General features: G+C 35.4%; 19 protein-coding genes. 13 read left to right on the top strand and 6 right to left on the bottom strand.

The genetic code is table 11. The features are described 5' to 3' along the window. Nucleotides 1-29 precede the first annotated feature (29 nt). The 3 genes from NAT50_RS05025 to NAT50_RS05015 are packed head-to-tail and all read left to right on the top strand — an operon-like array spanning nucleotide 30 to nucleotide 2,379. Nucleotides 30-470 (top strand): type I restriction enzyme HsdR N-terminal domain-containing protein, encoded by a 441-nt coding sequence (locus tag NAT50_RS05025; RefSeq protein WP_250592023.1) that lies wholly within the window; start codon nucleotides 30-32, stop codon nucleotides 468-470. 60 nt (nucleotides 471-530) lie between these two features. After that, nucleotides 531-1,523 carry a glycosyltransferase family 2 protein gene (locus tag NAT50_RS05020; RefSeq protein ID WP_250592036.1) on the top strand — a complete coding sequence of 331 codons (993 nt, stop codon included), beginning with the start codon at nucleotides 531-533 and terminating at the stop codon, nucleotides 1,521-1,523. Nucleotides 1,524-1,545: 22 nt separating this feature from the next. After that, the gene (locus NAT50_RS05015; protein ID WP_250592022.1) at nucleotides 1,546-2,379 is read left to right on the top strand and encodes an OmpA/MotB family protein; all 834 of its coding nucleotides are present in this window, start codon (nucleotides 1,546-1,548) and stop codon (nucleotides 2,377-2,379) included. Between the two features lie 127 nt (nucleotides 2,380-2,506). Here NAT50_RS05015 and NAT50_RS05010 read toward each other — a convergent pair whose 3' ends face one another. Together NAT50_RS05010 and NAT50_RS05005 are read right to left on the bottom strand one after the other, a co-directional pair. Beyond that, nucleotides 2,507-3,127, bottom strand: a complete 621-nt coding sequence (locus NAT50_RS05010; protein WP_250592021.1) for an L-threonylcarbamoyladenylate synthase — start codon at nucleotides 3,125-3,127, stop codon at nucleotides 2,507-2,509. 422 nt (nucleotides 3,128-3,549) lie between these two features. After that, nucleotides 3,550-5,886, bottom strand: coding sequence for an ATP-dependent helicase (locus NAT50_RS05005; RefSeq protein ID WP_456298730.1), 2,337 nt, complete (start codon nucleotides 5,884-5,886; stop codon nucleotides 3,550-3,552). A 107-nt stretch (nucleotides 5,887-5,993) separates the two neighbouring features. Here NAT50_RS05005 and NAT50_RS05000 point away from each other — a divergent pair, with 107 nt between their 5' ends. Then, on the top strand, nucleotides 5,994-6,515 hold the full coding sequence (locus NAT50_RS05000; protein WP_250592018.1) for a DUF7935 family protein: 522 nt from the start codon (nucleotides 5,994-5,996) through the stop codon (nucleotides 6,513-6,515). A 41-nt stretch (nucleotides 6,516-6,556) separates the two neighbouring features. Here the strand turns inward: NAT50_RS05000 and NAT50_RS04995 are convergent, their stop codons facing one another. Further along, entirely contained in the window at nucleotides 6,557-8,635 is a 2,079-nt protein-coding gene (locus NAT50_RS04995) for a M1 family metallopeptidase (RefSeq protein ID WP_250592017.1), read from the bottom strand. A 71-nt stretch (nucleotides 8,636-8,706) separates the two neighbouring features. On the opposite strand from NAT50_RS04995, the gene NAT50_RS04990 reads away from it, so the two are divergent. Both NAT50_RS04990 and recG read left to right on the top strand, forming a co-directional pair. After that, nucleotides 8,707-9,444, top strand: coding sequence for a Dph6-related ATP pyrophosphatase (locus tag NAT50_RS04990; RefSeq protein ID WP_250592016.1), 738 nt, complete (start codon nucleotides 8,707-8,709; stop codon nucleotides 9,442-9,444). Between the two features lie 117 nt (nucleotides 9,445-9,561). Then, on the top strand, nucleotides 9,562-11,667 hold the full coding sequence (gene recG, locus NAT50_RS04985) for an ATP-dependent DNA helicase RecG (RefSeq protein WP_250592015.1): 2,106 nt from the start codon (nucleotides 9,562-9,564) through the stop codon (nucleotides 11,665-11,667). A gap of 26 nt (nucleotides 11,668-11,693) precedes the next feature. Here the strand turns inward: recG and NAT50_RS04980 are convergent, their stop codons facing one another. Then, nucleotides 11,694-12,539, bottom strand: a complete 846-nt coding sequence (locus tag NAT50_RS04980; protein WP_250592014.1) for a DUF2911 domain-containing protein — start codon at nucleotides 12,537-12,539, stop codon at nucleotides 11,694-11,696. Between the two features lie 125 nt (nucleotides 12,540-12,664). Here NAT50_RS04980 and NAT50_RS04975 point away from each other — a divergent pair, with 125 nt between their 5' ends. From NAT50_RS04975 to NAT50_RS04965, 3 genes are all read left to right on the top strand, one after another. After that, on the top strand, nucleotides 12,665-13,126 hold the full coding sequence (locus tag NAT50_RS04975) for an SRPBCC family protein (protein WP_250592013.1): 462 nt from the start codon (nucleotides 12,665-12,667) through the stop codon (nucleotides 13,124-13,126). Further along, complete coding sequence (locus tag NAT50_RS04970) at nucleotides 13,116-14,417, top strand: cryptochrome/photolyase family protein (RefSeq protein WP_250592011.1); 1,302 nt, start codon at nucleotides 13,116-13,118, stop codon at nucleotides 14,415-14,417. Before NAT50_RS04975 ends, NAT50_RS04970 begins: the two co-directional genes overlap by 11 nt. 68 nt (nucleotides 14,418-14,485) lie before the next feature. Further along, nucleotides 14,486-15,946, top strand: a complete 1,461-nt coding sequence (locus NAT50_RS04965) for an FAD-binding domain-containing protein (RefSeq protein ID WP_250592009.1) — start codon at nucleotides 14,486-14,488, stop codon at nucleotides 15,944-15,946. On the opposite strand, the gene NAT50_RS04960 is transcribed toward NAT50_RS04965, so the two are convergent. Beyond that, nucleotides 15,943-16,599 (bottom strand): HAD family hydrolase, encoded by a 657-nt coding sequence (locus NAT50_RS04960; protein ID WP_250592007.1) that lies wholly within the window; start codon nucleotides 16,597-16,599, stop codon nucleotides 15,943-15,945. The genes NAT50_RS04965 and NAT50_RS04960 overlap by 4 nt on opposite strands. Before the next feature lie 105 nt (nucleotides 16,600-16,704). Between NAT50_RS04960 and NAT50_RS04955 the strand changes: the two genes are divergently transcribed. Genes NAT50_RS04955 through NAT50_RS04945 form a run of 3 tightly spaced genes read left to right on the top strand, consistent with a single transcriptional unit; the run spans nucleotide 16,705 to nucleotide 18,124 of the window. Continuing rightward, nucleotides 16,705-17,247 carry an RNA polymerase sigma factor gene (locus tag NAT50_RS04955; RefSeq protein ID WP_250592006.1) on the top strand — a complete coding sequence of 181 codons (543 nt, stop codon included), beginning with the start codon at nucleotides 16,705-16,707 and terminating at the stop codon, nucleotides 17,245-17,247. A 30-nt stretch (nucleotides 17,248-17,277) separates the two neighbouring features. After that, complete coding sequence (locus NAT50_RS04950) at nucleotides 17,278-17,670, top strand: hypothetical protein (protein ID WP_250592005.1); 393 nt, start codon at nucleotides 17,278-17,280, stop codon at nucleotides 17,668-17,670. Between the two features lies 1 nt (nucleotide 17,671). Continuing rightward, nucleotides 17,672-18,124, top strand: a complete 453-nt coding sequence (locus tag NAT50_RS04945) for a sensor of ECF-type sigma factor (protein WP_250592004.1) — start codon at nucleotides 17,672-17,674, stop codon at nucleotides 18,122-18,124. 41 nt (nucleotides 18,125-18,165) lie between these two features. On the opposite strand, the gene NAT50_RS04940 is transcribed toward NAT50_RS04945, so the two are convergent. Next, a complete protein-coding gene (locus NAT50_RS04940; protein ID WP_250592003.1) occupies nucleotides 18,166-19,212 on the bottom strand; it encodes a WD40/YVTN/BNR-like repeat-containing protein in 1,047 nt (348 codons plus the stop codon). 112 nt (nucleotides 19,213-19,324) lie between these two features. Between NAT50_RS04940 and NAT50_RS04935 the strand changes: the two genes are divergently transcribed. Continuing rightward, a complete protein-coding gene (locus NAT50_RS04935) occupies nucleotides 19,325-21,289 on the top strand; it encodes a KUP/HAK/KT family potassium transporter (protein WP_250592002.1) in 1,965 nt (654 codons plus the stop codon). The last annotated feature ends 2 nt before the right edge of the window (nucleotides 21,290-21,291 follow it).

Raw genomic sequence — 21,291 nt, 5'->3', positions numbered from 1 at the left:
ATTTATCATGAAATAACTATTTTTGTTTCATGCAACAACTCAATTTCCCGTCCTATACATTTCGGTTCAAAAATAGTGAAAATAAAGTGGCTATCTTTGATGAGATCCGTAAAAAATTTGTGATTCTCACTCCCGAAGAATGGGTCCGTCAACATGTTATTCGATACCTTTTGGAAGAAAAAAAGTATTCCAAATCGTATATTAATGTTGAAAAAACCATCTCGATTAATGGTTTAACCAAAAGATACGATGTTGTTGTTTTTAAGCCTGATGGGAAAATTTTCCTGTTGGTAGAATGCAAAGCGCCAGAGGTGACGATTTCGCAAAACACTTTCGATCAGATTGCGCGTTATAATCTGACTTTGGAATCAGAATATTTAATGGTAACCAACGGGCTAAATCATTACTTTTGTGAAATGGATTTTGAAAACGAGCGTTACGATTTTCTGAGAGAATTGCCTAATTTTTAATACTACACAGAGTAGTTTTAATTAAAAGAAACCGATACCTACATGGATTCACCAAAACAAATAAAAAAAATTGCCGTAGTCATTTTAAATTGGAACGGAGTGGAACTGTTACAACAGTTCTTACCCAACGTTATTCAATATTCTCCAGAAGCGACTATCTATGTTGCCGATAATGCCTCTACCGATGATTCGGTGGCTTGGGTGCAGACGCATTATCCGATGGTAAAAATCATTCAGAACCATGCCAATTATGGTTTTGCCAAAGGCTACAATGAAGCCTTGCTTTCGGTGGAAGAAGAGTTGTATGCTTTGGTTAATTCCGATATTGAAGTGACTGAAAATTGGTTGCAACCCATTCTTTCTTTATTTGAGAACGAAGCAACTACTAGTATAGTACAGCCCAAAATATTGGATTTCAAGAATAAAAAATATTTCGAATATGCTGGTGCCGGCGGTGGCTTTATAGATAAATACGCCTTTCCTTACTGCCGTGGCCGTATTTTCGATACGATTGAAGAAGACCACGGACAATACAATGATACCCGAACCATTTTTTGGGCCTCAGGAGCTTGCTTCTTTATTCGGAAAGAGGTTTTTCAAGAATTGAAGGGATTTGACCCCGATTTTTTTGCTCATCAAGAAGAAATTGATTTGTGTTGGAGGGCTTTTAACAAAGGGTACACTGCTAAATATTGTGGTCAGTCTACTGTGTACCATGTAGGCGGCGCTACTCTGGAAACCGGTAGTCCTAGAAAAACATTTTTGAATTTTAGGAACTCCTTATGGATGATGATTAAAAATCTTCCTACCGCTTCTTTGTTTCCGGTTTTGTTCTTCCGAATGGTATTGGATGGTGTTGCCGGCGTCCGATTTTTATTGCAAGGCAAGCCGAAACACTTGTGGGCAGTACTAGAAGCTCATTTTAACTTTTATTTATGCTTTTTCAAGTTTCTGAGAAAGAGAGACTTACAAAAAACAGGGAAATATTATAAAATAAACTCAATAGTCTACCGTTATTTTATTAAAAGTGGCAAAATTTTTGCGGAATATTAAAAAATCAAAAAAATATCCATCTATGAGAAAAGTAGTAGTATTATTATCTGTTTTGGCGATTGTCACCACTTCATGTGGAAGTAAAAAAAAGATAGTCGAATTGGAAGCTAAGAACAAGGAAATTCAAGATTTATTGAACACTTGTACTATTAAATTGAATACTTGTTTAGCAGAAAAAGATGCCTTATCGAGTCAAAACGAATATTTAAAACAAAACAATTCGGATTTGATTAAAAGCTCTAAAGAAATGACGGTTTTAACCACTCAAGGAGCGCAAAATATTGAAAAAGCATTGGAAAGCATTAAAGAGAAAGATTTAAAAATCTCTCGTTTACAAGATGCTTTAACTAAAAAAGACTCGGTTACTTTAGCTTTAGTGACTAGCTTGAAACGCGAAGTAGGAATTGACGATCCGGACATTAATATTAATGTAGAAAAAGGAGTAGTAATGATTTCTATTGCGGACAACCTTTTATTCAAATCTGGAAGCTATGATGTAAGCGACAGAGCGAAAGGTGTTTTAGCAAAAGTGGCAAAAGTAATCAACAGTAAACCTGATTTTGAATGTATGGTAGAAGGTCATACGGACAACGTGCCTATTAAAAATGCGGTATTACTAGACAACTGGGATTTATCGGTGAAAAGATCGACTTCTATTGTGAGAGTATTACAAAACGATTTAGGGGTAAATCCGAAACAATTAATCCCTGCTGGAAGAAGTTCTTATATTCCGTTGGTGGACAATGACACACCAGAGAATAGAGCAAAAAACAGAAGAACTCGTATTATCATCATGCCTAAAATTGACCAATTTTACGATATGATTGAAAAAGAAATGAAAAACTTGAGTAAATAAAGTTCCTAAGTAGTATCTAGGTACTACTCCACTTGATTTATTCATTTTTAAAATAATAAACTCAGATAAAAAAGGCATTTCCTGAATTGGAAATGCCTTTTTTTTAATACTTGTATTGATCTGAATATTATAAGATATCTAAACTTCCTTTTCCTTCACGAACCACAACCGGCTCACCCTCAGACAAGTCAATTATGGTTGAAGCTTCATTATCCCCATAACCTCCATCAATAACCACATCGACTAGTTTTTGCCATTTCTCGAAAATCAACTCGGGATCGGTAGTATATTCAATTACCTCATCATCATCATGAATTGAAGTAGAGACAATGGGATTGCCTAATTTTCGTACTATTTCGAGTGCAATTTCATTATCCGGTACACGAATTCCTACGGTTGTTTTCTTCTTGAACTCTTTTGGAAGGTTGTTGTTCCCAGGTAAAATAAAAGTATACGGACCCGGCAAGGCTCTTTTAAGAATTTTAAAAGTAGACGTATCAATTTGCTTGATATAATCCGAAATATTACTTAAATCGGAACAAACAAAAGAAAAATTAGCCTTTTCTAGTTTTATTCCCTTGATTTTAGCAATGCGTTCTAAAGCTTTGGTATTGGTAATATCGCAACCTAGACCGTAAACCGTATCAGTTGGGTAAATGATTAAGCCCCCTTCTTTTAAGACTTTAACCACCTTAGCGATTTCTTTCTCATTGGGGTTTTCAGGATATATTTTGATGAATTGCGCCATTTCTTTAGCCTTTAGCAAGTTACATTATAAAATTACTTCTTTTTCTTCTTTTCGCAATGGGTTTTATTATCAAAAGTATTGGCATCGTAAAATTGATTCTCAATACTTTTTTGTTTCACTTCATTACACAAAAAAACTCGAATTGACGTTGTTGATATTTCCATCATGCAATAAAAAAGTCATCATTAAAAACGATTCTCGATACTTTTTTTACTCCATTCCATTGCGTAAAAAACACTCAAATTGACGTTATCGATAATTCCATCATGCAATAAAAAAGTCATCATTTAAACGATTCTTGATACTTTTTTTACTCCATTACATTGCTTAAAAAACACTCGAATTGACGTTATGGGTAAATGTACTTAATGATTCAACAGACTATTTAATTTAATAATCTTATCGTGTTGAATTTTAACAAATTAACCTATTATATCTAACTTAGCAAAACGAAGCAACAACTTCTTAATCCCTCCTACTTCAAACTTTATTTCTGCCTTTTTATCCGCACCTGCTCCTTCCAAATTTAATACTTGACCTTTACCAAAACGTTCGTGCATTACGACGTTTCCTACAGCCAATTTATCATCGAATAAATTAGCACTACCGGATTTAGGTGCCTGACCTGATACGGGTTTTAATTTTCGAATATTGAGATTCGGTTTAGGCTCGTTGTCCGTAATATATTTTGGTGGAATACCGGATAACGGTTTGCTTAATCGCAATTTCGATTTGTCTACATCCCCAAATATATCGGCATCAATAGTCGGTTTGTATCGGTAATTATTTTCTGTTGGTGTTAAATATTCTAGATACCTACCATCGATTTCCTCAATAAAACGAGAAGGTTCACTATCTACCAATTTCCCCCAGCGGTAACGCGATTGCGCATAGGTTAGATACGCCTGATGTTCAGCTCTGGTTAACGCTACATAGAACAAACGACGCTCTTCTTCCAATTCACTACGGGTATTCATACTCATGGCACTAGGGAACAAATCTTCTTCCATACCTACGATAAAAACCGTTGGGAACTCCAAGCCTTTTGCTAAGTGAATCGTCATGAGCGCCACACGATCGTCATCACCAGTATCGTTATCTAGATCGGTTGCCAAGGCCACATCTTCTAGAAATTCCGATAGAGAACCACGGGCACCGTCTACTTCTTTTTGTCCTTCGATAAAATCCTTAATACCGTTTAAGAGTTCTTCTATATTTTCGATTCGGGCGATTCCTTCCGGAGTTCCGTCTTTCTTTAATTCCTGAATTAACCCCGTTTTTTTAGTTACATGCTCGGTAAGATAAAAAGCATCTTGATTTTCGTTGATAATCTGAAAACTCTTGATCATGGTAACGAAATCCTGTAACTTTTGTTTGGTACCGGAATTCAGTTTTAGGTCTATCTTATCGATATGCTCCATCACTTCAAAGATGGAACGTTTGTAATGATTGGCAGCAACGGTCAGTTTTTCAACCGTGGTATCCCCGATTCCTCTGGCCGGATAGTTAATCACACGCACCAAGGCTTCTTCATCTTTGGGATTAATGACCAAACGCAAATAGCACAATACGTCTTTGATTTCCTTACGCTGATAGAAAGACAAACCACCATAAATTCGGTACGGAATATCTCTTTTGCGTAAGGCATCTTCCATAGCACGCGATTGCGCATTGGTACGGTACAAAATAGCAAACTGCCCATTATGCATTTGCTTTTGCATTTTTTCTTCAAAAATAGTGGAGGCTACGAAACGTCCTTCTTCTCCATCGGTTAGACTGCGATGCACTTTAATTTTAGGTCCATCTTCATTGGCTGTCCAAACTACTTTATCCAATTTTGTTTTATTGTTATCAATCACATTATTGGCGGCCTCTACGATATTTTTTGAAGAACGGTAATTTTGTTCCAAACGGTACATCTGTACATTCTCGTAATCCTTTTGGAAGTTTAAAATGTTATTGATATTCGCTCCTCGGAATGCATAAATACTTTGAGCATCGTCACCCACCACACAAATGTTCTGAAAACGGTCTGATAACGCTCGTACAATTAAATACTGCGAGTGATTGGTATCTTGGTACTCATCTACGAGAATGTATCGGAACCTGTCCTGATATTTCATCAAGACATCCGGAAAACGCGTCAATAATTCGTTCGTTTTTAGCAATAAATCATCAAAATCCATTGCTCCCGATTTAAAGCAGCGTTCCACATAATTTTGATAAATTTCTCCCATGCGCGGTTTTTTACTCATGGCATCCGCTTCCTGCAATTCGGGATTGTTGAAATACGCTTTTACGGTAATCAGGCTGTTTTTGTATTGAGAGATACGACCAAAAACTTGTTTGGGTTTATAGATATCCTTATCCAATTGCATTTCTTTAATAATCTGTCCAATTAAGCGAACAGAATCCTGAGAATCATAAATGGTGAAATTAGACGGATATCCCAGTTTTTCAGCTTCAATACGTAAGATTTTAGCAAAAACGGAATGGAAGGTTCCCATCCATAAATTTTTAGCTTCGCTGTTCCCTACAATATCAGCAATACGCTTTTTCATTTCACGTGCGGCTTTGTTGGTAAAGGTTAAAGCCAAAATATTGAACGCATCTACTCCTTGACTCATCAAGTTAGCAATACGAACGGTAAGCACGCGTGTCTTTCCTGAACCCGCACCGGCAATCACAATCATTGGCCCATCTTTTTGTAAAACAGGGGCTCGCTGCGCTTCATTAAGCTGGTTTATATATTGATCAATCATAACTATACTTGAAAGTTCAAAAATACGTTTACAAAAGTTGGATTACAATTAATTTTTTAAGTTTATTTGCAATAGAATTTCAATCTACAATCAGAACAAAAAACATGGATACATCAAAATTGATAGAAATAGCGGCTTACACTTTACCCTCAGTAATTACAGGCGGTGTTGCTTATTATTTTTTTAATTCTTATTTTAAAAACGAACAAGGAAGACGTAAGTTTCTTTTGATGAAAGAGAATCAAAAAAGTGCCTTACCATTGAAATTACAAGCCTACGAACGCATGGCTTTGTTTTTAGAACGAATTAACCCTACTAAATTACTCCTCCGTGTAGCTCCGATGTCGGAAGATAAAAATCTTTATGAATCGTTTTTGATCGATCATATCGAGCAGGAATTTGAACACAACCTAACCCAACAAATTTACATTAGCGATGAGTGTTGGAATGTTATCCTGACAGCCAAAAACACTATCATTCAAAATATCCGCAAAACGAACATGAGTGAGAAAATCACTAATGCCGATAAACTAAGGGAAACCATTTTGAGTGATTTGTTAGAAAACGAATCGCCTTCAACTATCGCTTTGGCGTATTTGAAAAAAGAAGTTACCCAAATTATTTAATAAAAAAAGAGGCTGTCCTGAAATTAGAACAGCCTCTTTTTTTATTTCAATTCATTTTGCAGGAATTGTTGTTCTTTGACTGAAAAAGAAGGGAGTAATTCCTGTACTTGTTTTCGAAACTCCTCTTTCTTGAGTAATTTACGTATTGACTCTTTCGCAAACTTGACAAACTGCCATTTATGATGGGTTGTTGCATTGACTAATGATCTCAGTACCCTATCCTCCGAAGGATTAATTTTTACTAACACTTCCAAAGCATTTTGTCTTACCGTGGCATCGTAAAAAACCGAAGCGTAGTCTATGAGTTCCTGATAGAAGACTTTTTTATCTTCTTGTGCATACTCTTTTGTCGCTAAAGCTAATGTTAACCAAGTAATTCTAAGATTTTTATCGTTATTGCCTTCCCAATTTTCGGACAAAGCAAGGTATCGAGTTCGTTCTTCTGGGAATTGCGACCACAATTTTTGTAAAACCATTTCTCTTGTTCTGTACGATTTATCATCAAGGAGTGATTCAAATTGTGCCTTAAACTCCGCCGGTATTTTCTTTATGGTTTCAGCCAATGATTGACGAACCAAAACTTCATTGGATTGCAAAGCCGCTTGTAAAAGATTTTGTTTCGCTTCAAAAGGCACATCGATTAACTGCTCCAAAACTTCTTGTTTGAGAGGATAATAGGCGTCTGATTTTAAAACATTCTCGAACACCGCCTTTTTATCTTCAAAAGATTGAGATTCCATTTGTTGAAGCGCAAACAATTGAGCGATGTTTTTGTTTTTACCCAATAAAGCGACAACCATTTCTTGATCGAAGCTACTGGATTTGAGCCATTGTTCTTTAAACTGCTCCGTATCGAAAGAGGCTACTTTTTTAACTTCTTGTAAAAAATCATCCGTTTCCACATTCTTGTAACGGTATTTTTTAAGATATGCTTTTACTGCTTTCCTGAACTTCTCTTCTCCAATTCCCTCTCTTAAAAAATGTAAAGCCCAAGCTCCTTTTTTGTAAAAGGTTAATGAACTGGCTTTTTCGTTCAGAATCGGAATGGTATCGTATCTCGAAGCTCTTTTTATTTCTTGGGCGTATTGAAGCAATTCGAAATAAAAATAATCGTCCCCGAAAAGCTCTTTCTCGGCTAACAAGGCATAATACGTCGCAAAACCCTCCTGAAGCCAATGATGTTGACCTGATTTAGCGGTAATTAAATCGCCAAACCAATGATGTGCCAATTCGTGTGCGTTCACATTAACATAGTTCAGGTCATTGTACCCTATTTCATCTACGACAAAATCCTGAGAAAAAATTGTTGCTGAGGTATTTTCCATCCCTGCATATAAAAAATCATGTACTGGAACTTGTTTGTAAATTTTCCATGGATATTTTATTCCCGTCTCCTTTTCTAAAAAATCAAACATTTCTTTAGAATACTTGTAGGTAGATGGAAACTTTGAAGCATCGGAAGGTTTTAAATACAATTCAATAGGAATATTGGTGTTGGAATGTTGTGTATACTTATCAAACTTCCCAACGGCTAGCATGACTAAATAAGAACTCATGGGTTGATGCATTCTGAAATGCCAAATTTTATGCTGCTTGTCCGTTGGTGAAACTGTCGTTTTTTGCAAAACACCATTAGAAATTACCTGATAGGCCTCATTAAAGCCAATAGCCAAATTGAAAATCACCTTTTCATTCACATCATCAAAACTTGGCAACCAATGCGAAGTATATCTCCCTTGGCCTTGCGTCCAAATTTGCTCCGCCCCCAAAGCGGCCTCCCATCCTACAAAATACAAGGCTTGTTTGGGAGTTGCGGTATAGGAAATTTCAATATTATTCTTTCCTATTTTATAGCCTTGATAGAGTCCTAAGGTTTTACCCGAGTTTGTGTACGGAACCTCTTTTCCGTTGATTTTCACCACTGAAAACTGCATATTTTTGGCATCGATTTTAATCGTATCTATCGGACTTTTTACTTTAAAATGGTACTTGATTGTACCCGAAACACTTTTTGAAGTCGGATTCAGAGCAATCTCTCCTTCCATGGAAGTAAAATCAACCGCTGTTAATTGTTGCCCAAAAGAAGCTATCGAAAATAAGAGTAGTAAATAACGTATCATTTTTTATTCTGTTTTTCAAAAATACTAGGTTTCTCTGTCTTTTTAGTAAGTTTACCAGCAAATTAACACACTTGAAAACAAAAGCAATAGTCAACTGGAGTAGCGGAAAAGATTCGGCTCTGGCTCTTTATAAAATTCTACAAGAACAACAGTATGAAGTCATGGGACTTCTCACTACCATTAATTCCACCCAGCAGCGTATTTCCATGCATGGGGTTCGATCTGAACTATTGGAAAAACAGGCCAAGAGCATTGGAATACCTTTATATACCATAGAAATGCCTGAAATGCCCAACATGGAAACCTATGAGGAACTAATGCGAAGAACTCTAGATCCGTTTCAACAAATGGGTGTGACTAGTTCTGTTTTTGGAGATATTTTTTTAGAAGATTTACGAGCCTACAGAGAAGAAAAATTAGCTTCTATGGGCTTTGAAGGTATTTTTCCTCTTTGGAAAATGGATACAAAAACAATCATAAAAGAATTTTTGGCGCTGGGTTTTAAAACTATCGTCACTTGTGTTCATGATCGTTATTTGGACCAAAAATTTGTAGGTCGGATTATTGACGAACAATTTATATCAGATTTACCCGATGAGGTGGATATCTGTGGTGAAAATGGTGAATTTCATACTTTCACTTTTGATGGTCCTATTTTTAAAGAGCCCATTCGTTTTGAGATTGGAGAAATCGTTTACAGAACGTATGAGAAACCCAAACCTCTGAATAACGACAATACTGGTTCTGAAACTTGTCACAGCGAACCTAATTATGGATTTTGGTATTGCGATTTAATTCCTAAACCATAAATATCTTTTAAACTCCGTTTTCATCTAACTTTTAATGTTTTTTGGAATCAAAAATTTTAATTTGAATCGAGAATAGAGTATATTCGCAATACGAGCAAAAAGTGAAGCTTTTTTACAATGAATAACCTCCTTGAAACCCCTATCGAATACTTAAAAGGAGTTGGTCCCCAACGTGGTGAATTGTTACGCAAAGAACTCCAAATCTTTAAATACAGTGATTTATTGAATCTATATCCTAACCGATATATAGACAGAACTCGCTATTATAAGATTAATCAATTGGTAGATAGTGCTTCTGAGGTGCAAATCATTGGAAAAATTATCCACATTAAAACCGTAGAATTTGGCAAAGGAAAGAAAAGACTTTCGGCAACTTTTGTAGACGAGACCGGACAAATGGAGTTGGTTTGGTTCCAAGGCATTAAATGGATAAGAGAAAATGTAAAAATCAATGTTCCGTATGTGTTATTTGGCAAAATCAATAGCTTTAATGGCACTTTTAGTATGGCACATCCTGAAATGGAGCTATTGGAAGAACACAAAGCCAGTTTGCGAAGTGCCATGCAACCGATCTATCCTTCGACAGAAAAACTTAACTCGAAAGGGATTTCTAATAAAGTCGTCATTAAAATGATGCAACAGTTGTTTGTAGAAACCCATGTTTTATTTGCGGAAACTCTCCCTACCTACTTAGTGGAAGAATTACAACTGCTTCCGAAGCATTTAGCTATGTTCAATATTCACTTTCCTAAAAGTCAGGAATTATTAAGCAAGGCACAATTTCGATTGAAATTTGAAGAATTGTTTTTCATTCAATTGCAGTTGATTTCTAAAAACTTAATCCGAAAACACAAAATCAAAGGACATCCGTTTGACAAGGTGGGAGATTATTTCAGCACCATGTATACCCATTACCTCCCTTTCGAATTGACCAATGCTCAAAAAAAGGTAATCAAAGAAATTCGAAATGATTTGGGAAGTAATGCCCAGATGAATCGATTGCTTCAAGGAGATGTAGGTTCCGGTAAAACAATCGTTGCGCTTATGAGTATGCTTATCGCTTTAGATAACGGTTTTCAAGCTTGTTTGATGGCGCCTACAGAAATTTTAGCAGCACAGCATTTTAACGGAATTTTAGAACTAGCCAAACCTTTGAATATCAATATAAAATTACTTACAGGCTCAACTAAAAGTTCAGAAAGAAAAATCATTCATCAGGAATTAGAAGAAGGCCGTTTACACATCATCATTGGTACCCATGCACTGCTTGAAGATAAAGTAAAATTCCATAATTTAGGTCTGGCGATTATCGACGAACAACATCGTTTTGGGGTAGAACAAAGGAGTAAATTATGGCATAAAAACACTATTCCTCCTCATATTTTGGTAATGACCGCCACACCTATTCCACGTACCTTAGCCATGAGTTTATATGGCGATCTTGACATCTCAGTGATTGATGAATTGCCTCCGGGCAGAAAACCAATCCTCACTGTTCACCGCTATGACAGCAACCGCTTGAAGGTTTGGAAATTTATTCGCGATGAAATAGAAAAAGGTCGACAAATTTATATCGTTTATCCTTTGATTCAGGAAAGCGAGAAAATGGATTATAAAGATCTGATGGATGGTTATGAAAGTATTTCCAGAGATTTCCCTCTCCCAAAATATGCTGTTTCTATTGTTCACGGACAAATGAAACCATCCGATAAAGATGAAGAAATGCGTCGTTTTTCTGAAGGTAAAACCAATATCATGGTAGCCACTACCGTAATTGAAGTAGGTGTTAATGTTCCTAATGCTTCCGTTATGATTATTGAAAGTGCGGAACGTTTCGGTTTGTCGCAACTCCATCAGTTACGCGGACGCGTGGGACGAGGTGCCGAACAAAGTTATTGTATCTTGATGACAGGAAACAAATTAAGTAACGAAAGTAAAACCCGATTGGAAACCATGTGCAAAACTAATGATGGTTTTGAGATTGCCGAAGTTGACTTAAAATTAAGAGGTCCTGGCGATATTATGGGAACACAACAAAGTGGTGTTTTAAATCTTCAAATAGCCGATTTGATTAAAGATAAAGACATACTACAGTTAGCCCGTTATCACGCCATACAACTCCTCAAAAAAGACCCTGGGATGGAAAAACCAGAACATCAAAAACTCCGAGAAGTCTTTATTGCTTTAGGAAAAAAGAAAAATATCTGGAACTATATAAGCTAAAAAAAGCTCCTTAAAGGAGCTTTTTCTTATTTCTTAGACCATTCGGTAATGTTGTCTTGATTCATTTTTACGTAATCTTGATTGTTCGCTTTTTGAGCAGCTTCCAATGAGATTTTTGCTGTTTCAATCGCTCCTTTTTTATCTCCTAATTTTGCTTGAATTTGAGATTTTAAACGAGTATACCAATATGGTTTTTTGTCATTCAACTCAATAGCTTTGTTAATGTAAGCTAAGGCTTTGTTCATATCACCATTTGATTGGAAGTAATATTGTGCCGAAGCATAGTAATCTCCAAACGATGGACCCGCTAAAGTTTTATCGATGCTAGCCATAGCAATTTTATGAGTAGGAACTTCAAATTTTAAAGCCACTAAGGTTTTCTCCCATGAAATTTCCAAATTAGCATTAGTAAAGTCTACTGCATTAAGGCCAATTGTGAAAGTTTCCACCGGTCTGTTTAACAACTCTGTTTTTACTTTCGCCGATAAAGCCACTTTTGTTTCATCCCATTTTTCAGGATTTCCCCAATTGTTAGTATCAGTGTAAAAGAAAATTTCCCATTCATCTGCTTTCGGAGCTACGTAAAGAGCATATTTTCCTTTCTTTAAAGTAGCGCCGTTAATCACAACGTCATCAGAAAAAGAAATGGTGGTGTTGGCATTGGCTCCCGCTCTCCAAACTTTTCCAAACGGAACCAAATCTCCAAAAACAACTCTACCTCTAGCGCTTGGTCTAGAATATTCAACTTCTATTTCTGTCAAACCTACTGTTTGAATCAAAGTAGATTTTGGACTCGATTGTGGTACTTTTACCTGTGCTTCGATAGATAAAGAAGCAATAAACAATGCTAATACAATAATAACTCTAACCATTTTTTCTATTTTTTATTTCAAAAGTAAAACTTAAGGCGGATTACTTTTGTTAATAAAAGTATAAAAATTAAATAATCTTGTTTAATTTTTCTTTATTTTTGTTAAACAATTTAATAACTTCAGTTATGTATACGCTGCAAACGTCCCAAAAATTACCCATCACTTTAGAACAAGCATGGGATTTTTTTTCTGATCCTAAAAATCTAAATACCATTACACCCGATTCGATGAAATTTAAAACATTATCGGGAGACGACAGAAAGATGTTTCAAGGACAAATTATTCGTTATAAAATCAGTCCTTTTCCACTGATTAGCATGGAATGGGTTACTGAAATTAGTCATGTAGAAGACCGACGCTTTTTTGTTGACGAACAACGTTTTGGCCCTTACAAATTTTGGCATCACAAACACTTTTTCTCGGAAATTGACGGCGGTGTTTTTATGGAAGACATTGTAGACTATAAAGTTCCTTTTGGTATCATTGGAAAATTGTTTCATCCTATCATTGTTCGACCTAAATTGAAAGAAATATTCGCGTTTAGAAAACAAAAGTTAATCGAAATATTTGGAGAATATGGCCAATAAGTCATTACATATCTTTTGGTTTCGACGCGATTTAAGAATTGAAGATAACGTGGGATTGTTTCATGCCTTAAATAGTGAGGAAGAAGTATTACCCATTTTTATTTTTGATGAAAGCATCTTATCACAATTACCTAAAAATGATGCTCGTGTTACCTTCATACACGAACAATTAGAGAAAATCCAGTCGGAATTAAACCAACACGGAAAATCTCTAGCGGTTTTTCATGGGAAACCGATTGAAATTTTCGAGAAACTAATTGCTGAAAATACTATTTCAAAGGTTTATACCAACCACGATTACGAACCCTATGCTCGTAAGCGCGACAAGGAAATGAATCAGCTATTTTTTTCTAAAGGAATCTCATTTTTGACTTCCAAAGACCAAGTCATTTTTGAAAAAAGTGAAGTGGTAAAAGACGATGGGAGTCCGTATGTGGTGTACACGCCTTATTCCAAAAAATGGAAAGAGAATTTCAGAAAAATCAAATTGGTTCATTATCCTTCGGAAGAGAAGTTGGATAAAGTTACTAAACACTTCTACCCTTTCTTATCGTTGGCTGATATAGGTTTTGAAAAATCAGAAATCAAAGTAACTCCTTTTGATGTTTCCAAGACGTTAATCCAAAATTATGAAGCGACTCGTAATTTTCCTGCTCTAAACAAAACCTCTTTTTTGGGAATTTATCTTCGATTTGGAGCGGTTTCCATCCGAAAAATGATTGGAAAAGCCATTGCGGAAAAGAACGAAACCTTTTGGAATGAATTGATTTGGCGCGAATTCTTCATGCAAATTTTATGGCATTTTCCACATACCGCCAACAGGAGTTTTAAAGAGAAATACGATGCCATTCAATGGGAAAACGATGAAGAAAAATTCAAAAAATGGTGTCAAGGAAAAACAGGTTATCCTTTTGTAGATGCCGGGATGCGCGAACTGAATAAAACCGGTCACATGCACAATCGTGTTCGAATGATTGTAGCGAGTTTTCTCTGCAAGCATCTCCTAATTGATTGGCGCTGGGGCGAAACTTATTTTGCGCAGCACCTTTTAGATTACGAAATGGCGAGTAACATAGGTAATTGGCAATGGGCTGCAGGTTCTGGCGTGGATGCCGCTCCGTATTTCCGAATTTTCAATCCCACGGAACAAATCAAAAAATTTGATAAAGACCTAAAATACATCAAAAAATGGATTCCTGAATTGGAAACCTCCTATTATCCAAAACCCATTGTAGACCATAAGGAAGCAAGAGAAAAATGCCTTAAAGTCTACAAAGAAGCCGTAGGATAATCCAGTAATCAGTGGTCAGTAAATAGTATTCAGTTTAGCTATTATCCAAAAACCATAAAACAAAGAAAATGAAAATTGTTTGGTTCAAAAGAGATTTGCGTTTACACGATCATGAAGCGCTGTATGAAGCTTTATCGGCTTCGGGTAAGACTTTATTGCTATACATTTTTGAACCTTCGTTACTGAAGGATTATCACTACAGTCAACGTCATTTCGATTTTATCAAACAATCATTAGAAGCCTTACAGAAGAAACTTTTAAAATATCACACACAAATACTCATTGTGCAAGGTGAAGCGGTAGCTGTTTTTGAAAAACTCTCCCAACTTATTTCCATAAAAGCAGTTTATTCGCACCAAGAAACAGGAATAAAAATTACTTACGATCGAGATTTGGCCGTAGCCGAATTATTGAAACAAAAAGGGATTATTTGGAATGAATACATCACTAATGGTGTCATCAGAGGGATTAAAAACCGAAAATCTTGGAAGGAGAATTGGTATGATTTTATGGATAAAGATTGTTTTCCGTTTTTGCCAACTCCAAGAAGTTTTGTTAAATATATAGAGATTGAAAAATTAGAAAACTACTTTGAAATCCCATCAATTAAAACGACTCCTAATCCGAATTTTCAAAAAGGAGGCGTTCCTACTGCCCTACGCTATATGAATTCTTTTTTTGAAGAACGCGTAGCTCATTATAGCAATCATATCTCAAAACCCGAATTGGCTCGAAAAGGTTGTAGTCGATTATCACCTTATATTACTTGGGGAAATTTATCGGTACGCCAAGTATATACCAAAGCTTGGGAATTGCATGAACAAGGAAAATTCAAACGTCAAATTTCCAATTTTGCTTCTCGTTTGCGTTGGCAAACTCATTTTATCCAAAAATTCGAAATGGAAAGCGAAATGGAGTTTATTGCTGTGAATAAAGGCTACCGAAATCTGAATCAAAAAGTCAACGAAAAATATCACCACGCTTGGATAAACGGAAAAACAGGCGTGCCGCTCGTTGATGCTTGCATGCGTTGTTTGAATACGACCGGTTATTTGAATTTTAGAATGCGTGCATTGGTGGTTTCTTTTTACACGCATCATCTATTTCAACCTTGGCAAAATTGTAGTCCACATTTGGCACAACAGTTTTTAGATTTCGAACCCGGCATTCATTATCCGCAAATTCAAATGCAAGCAGGTGTGACGGGAATTAATACGCTTCGTGTTTACAATCCCGTTAAAAATTCGTACGAACATGACGAAGACGGAACCTTCATTAGAAAATGGGTCCCTGAATTAATCAATATTCCTACCGAATTTATTCACGAACCTTGGAAATTAACTCCTATCGAATCGATGTTGTATGGATTTGAACCAGGAAAAGACTATCCATTACCTATTGTGAATCTTGAAGAAGCCAGAAAGTTCTCTAGTGATTTCTTTTGGTCTATGAAAAAAGAAGAAGCCATAAGAAAAGACAGTAAACGAGTTTTAGACAAACATACTTTTCGAGATCGTGAAATGAGTTAATTCAAATCTCGAACAATCTCGAAATTCAATTCGTTAAAATGGCGCACGATTTTATTCGCTTTTGATAAATCCTGATTTTTCGAATGAAAACTATCGTATCCCACACAATAAATTCCCGCTGAAACTGCAGCTTGAATTCCATTAGTACTGTCTTCAATTACTATACAACTTTCCTTCGGCGCTACCGACAAACTTGCGGCGTGCTCAAAAATGGCGGGATGAGGTTTCGATTGAGGAAAATCCTCTCCGGATACCTTGTGTGTGAAATAAGGGTGTAAGTTAAATCGATTAAAAACGCGTTCGATGGTCACCTTCGATGCTGAAGAAGCTAAAATTAATTGTACTCCATTTTGATGCAAATCAATAATCAAGTTTTCCACTCCTTCAATTAAATACAAATCCTCTTTGGTATCAAAAGCTTCGTTAAATAGATGGCGTTTTCGTAAAATTAAATCTTCAACGTCCTGATTCAGTTGAAAATGTTCTTTTAATTTCTGAAAAATATTTCGGGTAGAATTTCCAGTAAACGAGCGATACATTTCATCGGAAACTTCTATTTCTAACTCTTTAAAATGCTGATAATAAGCATGATGATGTACCGGTTCTGTATCAACAATTACACCATCCATATCGAAAATTACAGTTTTTATCATTTCATGTGATTATGAGGAAGTACAAATATACAAACTGTGATCCTTTTTTATTTTTAATTAAACCTTTTTAAATATATTTAGTCTAATCTGAAAACGAATCGAATTTTGGAAGACGAAAAAGCATTTATATCGGAATTACTTGATCCTAGAACGCAAAATGAAGCCTTTAGGAAACTTATCCGTATGTATCAGCGACCGCTTTATGCTCATATTCGTTCCATTGTCCTTAATCATGATGACACCGATGATGTGTTGCAAAACACCTTTGTTAAAGTCTTTCAAAACTTACATTCGTTTAAAGCGGAGAGCAAATTGTATTCGTGGATTTATCGCATTGCGACCAATGAAGCGCTTACATTTATTAGTAATCGTGCGAAAAAAGCAGGAATTTCGAATCAGGAATTGAAAGAACAGATGATTTCCAATTTAGAAGCCGATGTTGATTTTGACGGAAATGCCATTCAATTGAAATTACAACAAGCCATTGCGAAACTACCCGAAAAACAGCAATTGGTTTTTAAAATGAAATATTATCAGGAACTTAAATACGAAGAAATTTCAGAGATTTTAGAAACTTCGGTAGGCGCTTTAAAAGCTTCTTACTTTCATGCGGTGAAAAAAGTAGAAGATTATTTAAATTCACATTAAACCTTTTAGCATTAATTTTGTCATATAATTATGAAGCCATTTGATTTACAAAACGACCCCAAAATAACCTCAGGATTTAAAACCCCTGATAAGTACTTTGATACCTTTGAAGATCGATTGATGCAAAAATTAGACCTTACAAAGCAGGAAGAAATTAAAGTCTTGTCTTTATGGCAACGCAAAGCCTTTTGGTATTCTGGTGTCGCAGCTATTTTAATGATCGCTTTGGGAACATGGATGTATTTTACACAAAATTCTGTTGAAGAAATGATATTCCCGAGTGAGTATTTGGCTCATGAAAGTGATATTACCACTGAAGAGATTGCGGTTTATTTAACCGATGAAGACATTGCAGCGATTGAAAATGAAATGAATGTAGTCGACGAAACGACCGAAACTTATATTAACGAATACTTAAATTAACATGAAAAATATATATACCCTACTCTTTCTTTTGTTCTCCATTCTAGGATTCAGTCAAGATACCGAAGAACGTATAGAGCGTATAAAAGCCCTTCGTATTGCTTTTATCTCGGAGAAATTAGAACTAACCCCTGAAGAGGCACAACAATTTTGGCCAATTTTTAATCAGTTTGACGATCGCCAGTCGAAATTGCAAAGAGAGAAACGCAAACTGATGAGGAATTTACGTCCCGGAAATACGATGAATTTATCGGAAAAAGAAACCGCCAAACTCATGGAAGAAGACGAACGATTGGAAAATGAAATTCAAAACAATCGTCGCCAATTAGTAAAAGATTTACAAGGAGTAATTCCAAACCGAAAAATTCTTATGCTACGACAAATAGATATTGAATTCAAGCAAAAGTTGTTACAACAGATTCAAAAACGTCAAGAAAGAAGATACAAACGATAACACTAAGTTGTCTCAAAAATTGAGACAACTTTTTTATTTTATTATTCAAACGTTAGTTTCACAATTCTATTTTTGCCTGTAGCTACTGCCGCTTTACCATCTATGAATCGCAGGGTCAAAAAATCTTTATCGGGTAACAATTGTTTCCAATTTTTACCCAAATTGTTAGAATAGAACAATCCATTTGCCCCAACTTCCACAATTGATTTTCCCTGAGTTCCTGGTACAAATTGCACGCAGGAAACATAACCAAAACCTTCGTTTTCAGAAACCAATTGCCATGTTTTTCCTCCGTCCTTAGTGATGGCTTTATTTTGAAAATTCTGTTCCGGTTTCTGATAATTTCCACCAGCTATGATGCCAACATTTTCATTATAAAAATCGGCACAAAAAGCACCCGTCATTGCTTCACCCTGAACCAAAGGGGTGTCATATACTTTCCATGATTGTCCTTTGTCTTCGGAAACCAAAACTCTCGATTTTTTCCCTCCGGAAACCATAAACATTCTTTTTTGTTTCACAATCAAGTTGGTATTGCTAGCCGCAAAAAAAGCCTCACCTGATTCAAATTTAGGAAGATTGTCACAAGAAACTTTTTGCCACGTTTGTCCTCCATCTACTGTTTTTATAAAGGAAGGACAATTCTCAGTTGGATCACCAATGGCAAAACCTTCTTTATCATTTAAAAACTGCATGCTATCATAAAAAACTTTTTCGTTTACCTCCTGATACACCAAGGAAACTTCTTTGGTTTTCTTATCAATTTTATAGAGTAAGGCAGGATTGGCAACGGTGAGAATAAATACAGCGTCCGAGGTTTGAGCAATACTTCTGAATTCTAATTTTAACTCCTCTTTTTTCAATACTTCTGAAAAAGAAGGCGTTCCATCTAAGGTAACATAGCCATATTTTCCGTTATTACCAGCGTACCATACCTTATTTTCCTCTATAGTTAAGGCTCTGGAACTGATAGCTTCAGATAATAAATTATCTATTTTCACAGTAGTAAAACTCAACCTTTCACTATTGAAGACAGAACAAGAAACAATTATGTTTGCAAAAAGTATTGAAAAAAGATATTTTTTCATATTCCAATTATTTAAAATTCAATATTTGTAAAAATAGATGTATTATTTTTAAATAAAAAACCTTTTAAAATCTAAAAATATTCTATTTTTGATTTTTTAAAATTTTGTTAAAATGAGTTCTTCAAATCATCATGATCTTCATAGTAAATTTACTTTCGCAGGTGTTTTAATCACTTTGGGAATTATTTATGGAGATATAGGAACTTCACCTTTATATGTAATGAAAGCCATTATTGGTGATCATGCCATTGCAAAAGATATTGTACTTGGTGGTATTTCAGCTATTTTTTGGACTTTAACGTTACAAACGACTTTAAAATATGTAATTATTACCCTTTCCGCCGACAATAACGGTGAAGGTGGTATTTTTGCTTTATATGCTTTAGTACGACGTACCAGGGTAAAATGGTTAATTGTTCCAGCTATTATTGGTGGTTCTGCTTTATTAGCTGATGGGATTATCACTCCTCCTATTTCTGTTTCTTCAGCGGTAGAAGGTTTAAAAACATATTATCCGGAATTGAATACTGTACCCATTGTAATCACTATTTTATGTGTCCTTTTTGTGATTCAACAATTTGGAACCAGCTTGGTTGGGAAATTTTTTGCTCCCATGATGACTATTTGGTTTGGAATGTTAGCCGTTTTAGGGATTATTCAAATTTCTCACAATTTTGAAGTATTAAATGCGGTTAATCCTTATTATGCTATTCATTTGTTGAGCATCCATCCGGAAGGATTTTATGTTTTAGGATTTGTGTTCTTATGTACTACGGGAGCTGAAGCCTTGTATTCGGATATGGGGCATTGTGGACGTAAAAACATCAGAATCAGCTGGATTTTTGTAAAAATAGCCTTGTTGCTTAATTATTTTGGTCAAGGTTCTTATCTTATAAAACATGAAGGAGAAACACTAAGAAGCATTAATGCCAACAATGTGAATCCTTTTTACTTCATCATGCCGGATTGGTTTTTACCTTTTGGAATTGTCATAGCTACCATGGCTGCCGTTATTGCTTCACAAGCTTTAATCTCGGGATCATTTACCTTAATTAATGAAGCCATGCGTTTAAGTTTCTGGCCAAAAGTAACTATCAAATATCCTTCGGATTTAAAAGGACAATTGTACATTCCTTCTATCAATTGGTTGCTACTCGCAGGTTGTATCGGTATTGTTTTATATTTTGAGGAATCTGGTAAAATGGAAGCCGCTTATGGTTTAGCCATTGTAATGTGTATGATCATGACTACGTTATTGTTAACGTATTATATGGTTATCAAGAGAATCTCCGGTTTTATTATTATCCCTATTATCTTATTGTATTTAACTATCGAATTTAGCTTTTTGATTGCTTGTTTGGATAAATTTTCACACGGTGGATATGTTACTTTAATTATTGCTGCGGGATTAATTTTTGTAATGTCTATTTGGCACGCTGCCAAACGAATCAGTAAGGAATATACCAAAATTGTAAAAATTGATAATTACAAAAAAGTATTAGCCGAATTGAGTGTAGATCTTTCTATTCCTAAATATGCTACTCACTTGGTGTATATGACAAACGCCAATCGCATTGATGAGATTGAAGAAAAAGTGATGTATTCGATCTTACAAAAAAGACCAAAAAGAGCTGATATGTATTGGTTTATACACGTAAATGTGACTAATGAACCTTACCGAAAAGATTATAGAGTTACCGAAATTTTAAAAGATGATTTATATCGCATCGATTTTAATCTTGGCTTCCGTGAACCTACAAAAATCAATTTGATGTTTAAAGAAGTAATTAAAGACATGGTAGCTCATGGTGAAGTAGATATTACCAGTCGTTACGAATCGCTTCACAAAAACAATATCATCGGTGATTTTAAATTTGTACTTTCTGAAAAATTCCTATCCTACGATAGTTTCATGAGTTTTTATGAAAAATTTGTCATGAATACGTATTTCTTTATAAAAAAATTCTCCCTATCAGAAGAAAGAGCCTTTGGATTGGATAGTAGTTCTGTTAAAGTAGAGAAATTCCCAATGGTGCTTCACGCCCCTGAGAAAATTGAATTACGAAGAGTACATTAGTT

This window comes from Flavobacterium luminosum (assembly GCF_023635005.1).
GTDB lineage: Bacteria > Bacteroidota > Bacteroidia > Flavobacteriales > Flavobacteriaceae > Flavobacterium > Flavobacterium luminosum.
This window is presented reverse-complemented; position numbering and strand designations above follow the sequence as displayed.

Excerpts from the sequence above, each read along its gene's own strand:
- NAT50_RS04935 (WP_250592002.1), top strand. The coding sequence starts at position 19,325 with ATGAGTTCTTCAAATCATCATGATCTTCATAGTAAATTTACTTTCGCA.
- NAT50_RS05025 (WP_250592023.1), top strand. The coding sequence starts at position 30 with ATGCAACAACTCAATTTCCCGTCCTATACATTTCGGTTCAAAAATAGT.
- NAT50_RS04950 (WP_250592005.1), top strand. The coding sequence starts at position 17,278 with ATGAAGCCATTTGATTTACAAAACGACCCCAAAATAACCTCAGGATTT.
- recG (WP_250592015.1), top strand. The coding sequence starts at position 9,562 with ATGAATAACCTCCTTGAAACCCCTATCGAATACTTAAAAGGAGTTGGT.
- NAT50_RS04945 (WP_250592004.1), top strand. The coding sequence starts at position 17,672 with ATGAAAAATATATATACCCTACTCTTTCTTTTGTTCTCCATTCTAGGA.
- NAT50_RS05010 (WP_250592021.1), bottom strand. The coding sequence starts at position 3,127 with ATGGCGCAATTCATCAAAATATATCCTGAAAACCCCAATGAGAAAGAA.
- NAT50_RS05000 (WP_250592018.1), top strand. The coding sequence starts at position 5,994 with ATGGATACATCAAAATTGATAGAAATAGCGGCTTACACTTTACCCTCA.
- NAT50_RS04970 (WP_250592011.1), top strand. The coding sequence starts at position 13,116 with ATGGCCAATAAGTCATTACATATCTTTTGGTTTCGACGCGATTTAAGA.
- NAT50_RS04980 (WP_250592014.1), bottom strand. The coding sequence starts at position 12,539 with ATGGTTAGAGTTATTATTGTATTAGCATTGTTTATTGCTTCTTTATCT.
- NAT50_RS04940 (WP_250592003.1), bottom strand. The coding sequence starts at position 19,212 with ATGAAAAAATATCTTTTTTCAATACTTTTTGCAAACATAATTGTTTCT.
- NAT50_RS04995 (WP_250592017.1), bottom strand. The coding sequence starts at position 8,635 with ATGATACGTTATTTACTACTCTTATTTTCGATAGCTTCTTTTGGGCAA.
- NAT50_RS04960 (WP_250592007.1), bottom strand. The coding sequence starts at position 16,599 with ATGATAAAAACTGTAATTTTCGATATGGATGGTGTAATTGTTGATACA.
- NAT50_RS04965 (WP_250592009.1), top strand. The coding sequence starts at position 14,486 with ATGAAAATTGTTTGGTTCAAAAGAGATTTGCGTTTACACGATCATGAA.
- NAT50_RS05015 (WP_250592022.1), top strand. The coding sequence starts at position 1,546 with ATGAGAAAAGTAGTAGTATTATTATCTGTTTTGGCGATTGTCACCACT.
- NAT50_RS04975 (WP_250592013.1), top strand. The coding sequence starts at position 12,665 with ATGTATACGCTGCAAACGTCCCAAAAATTACCCATCACTTTAGAACAA.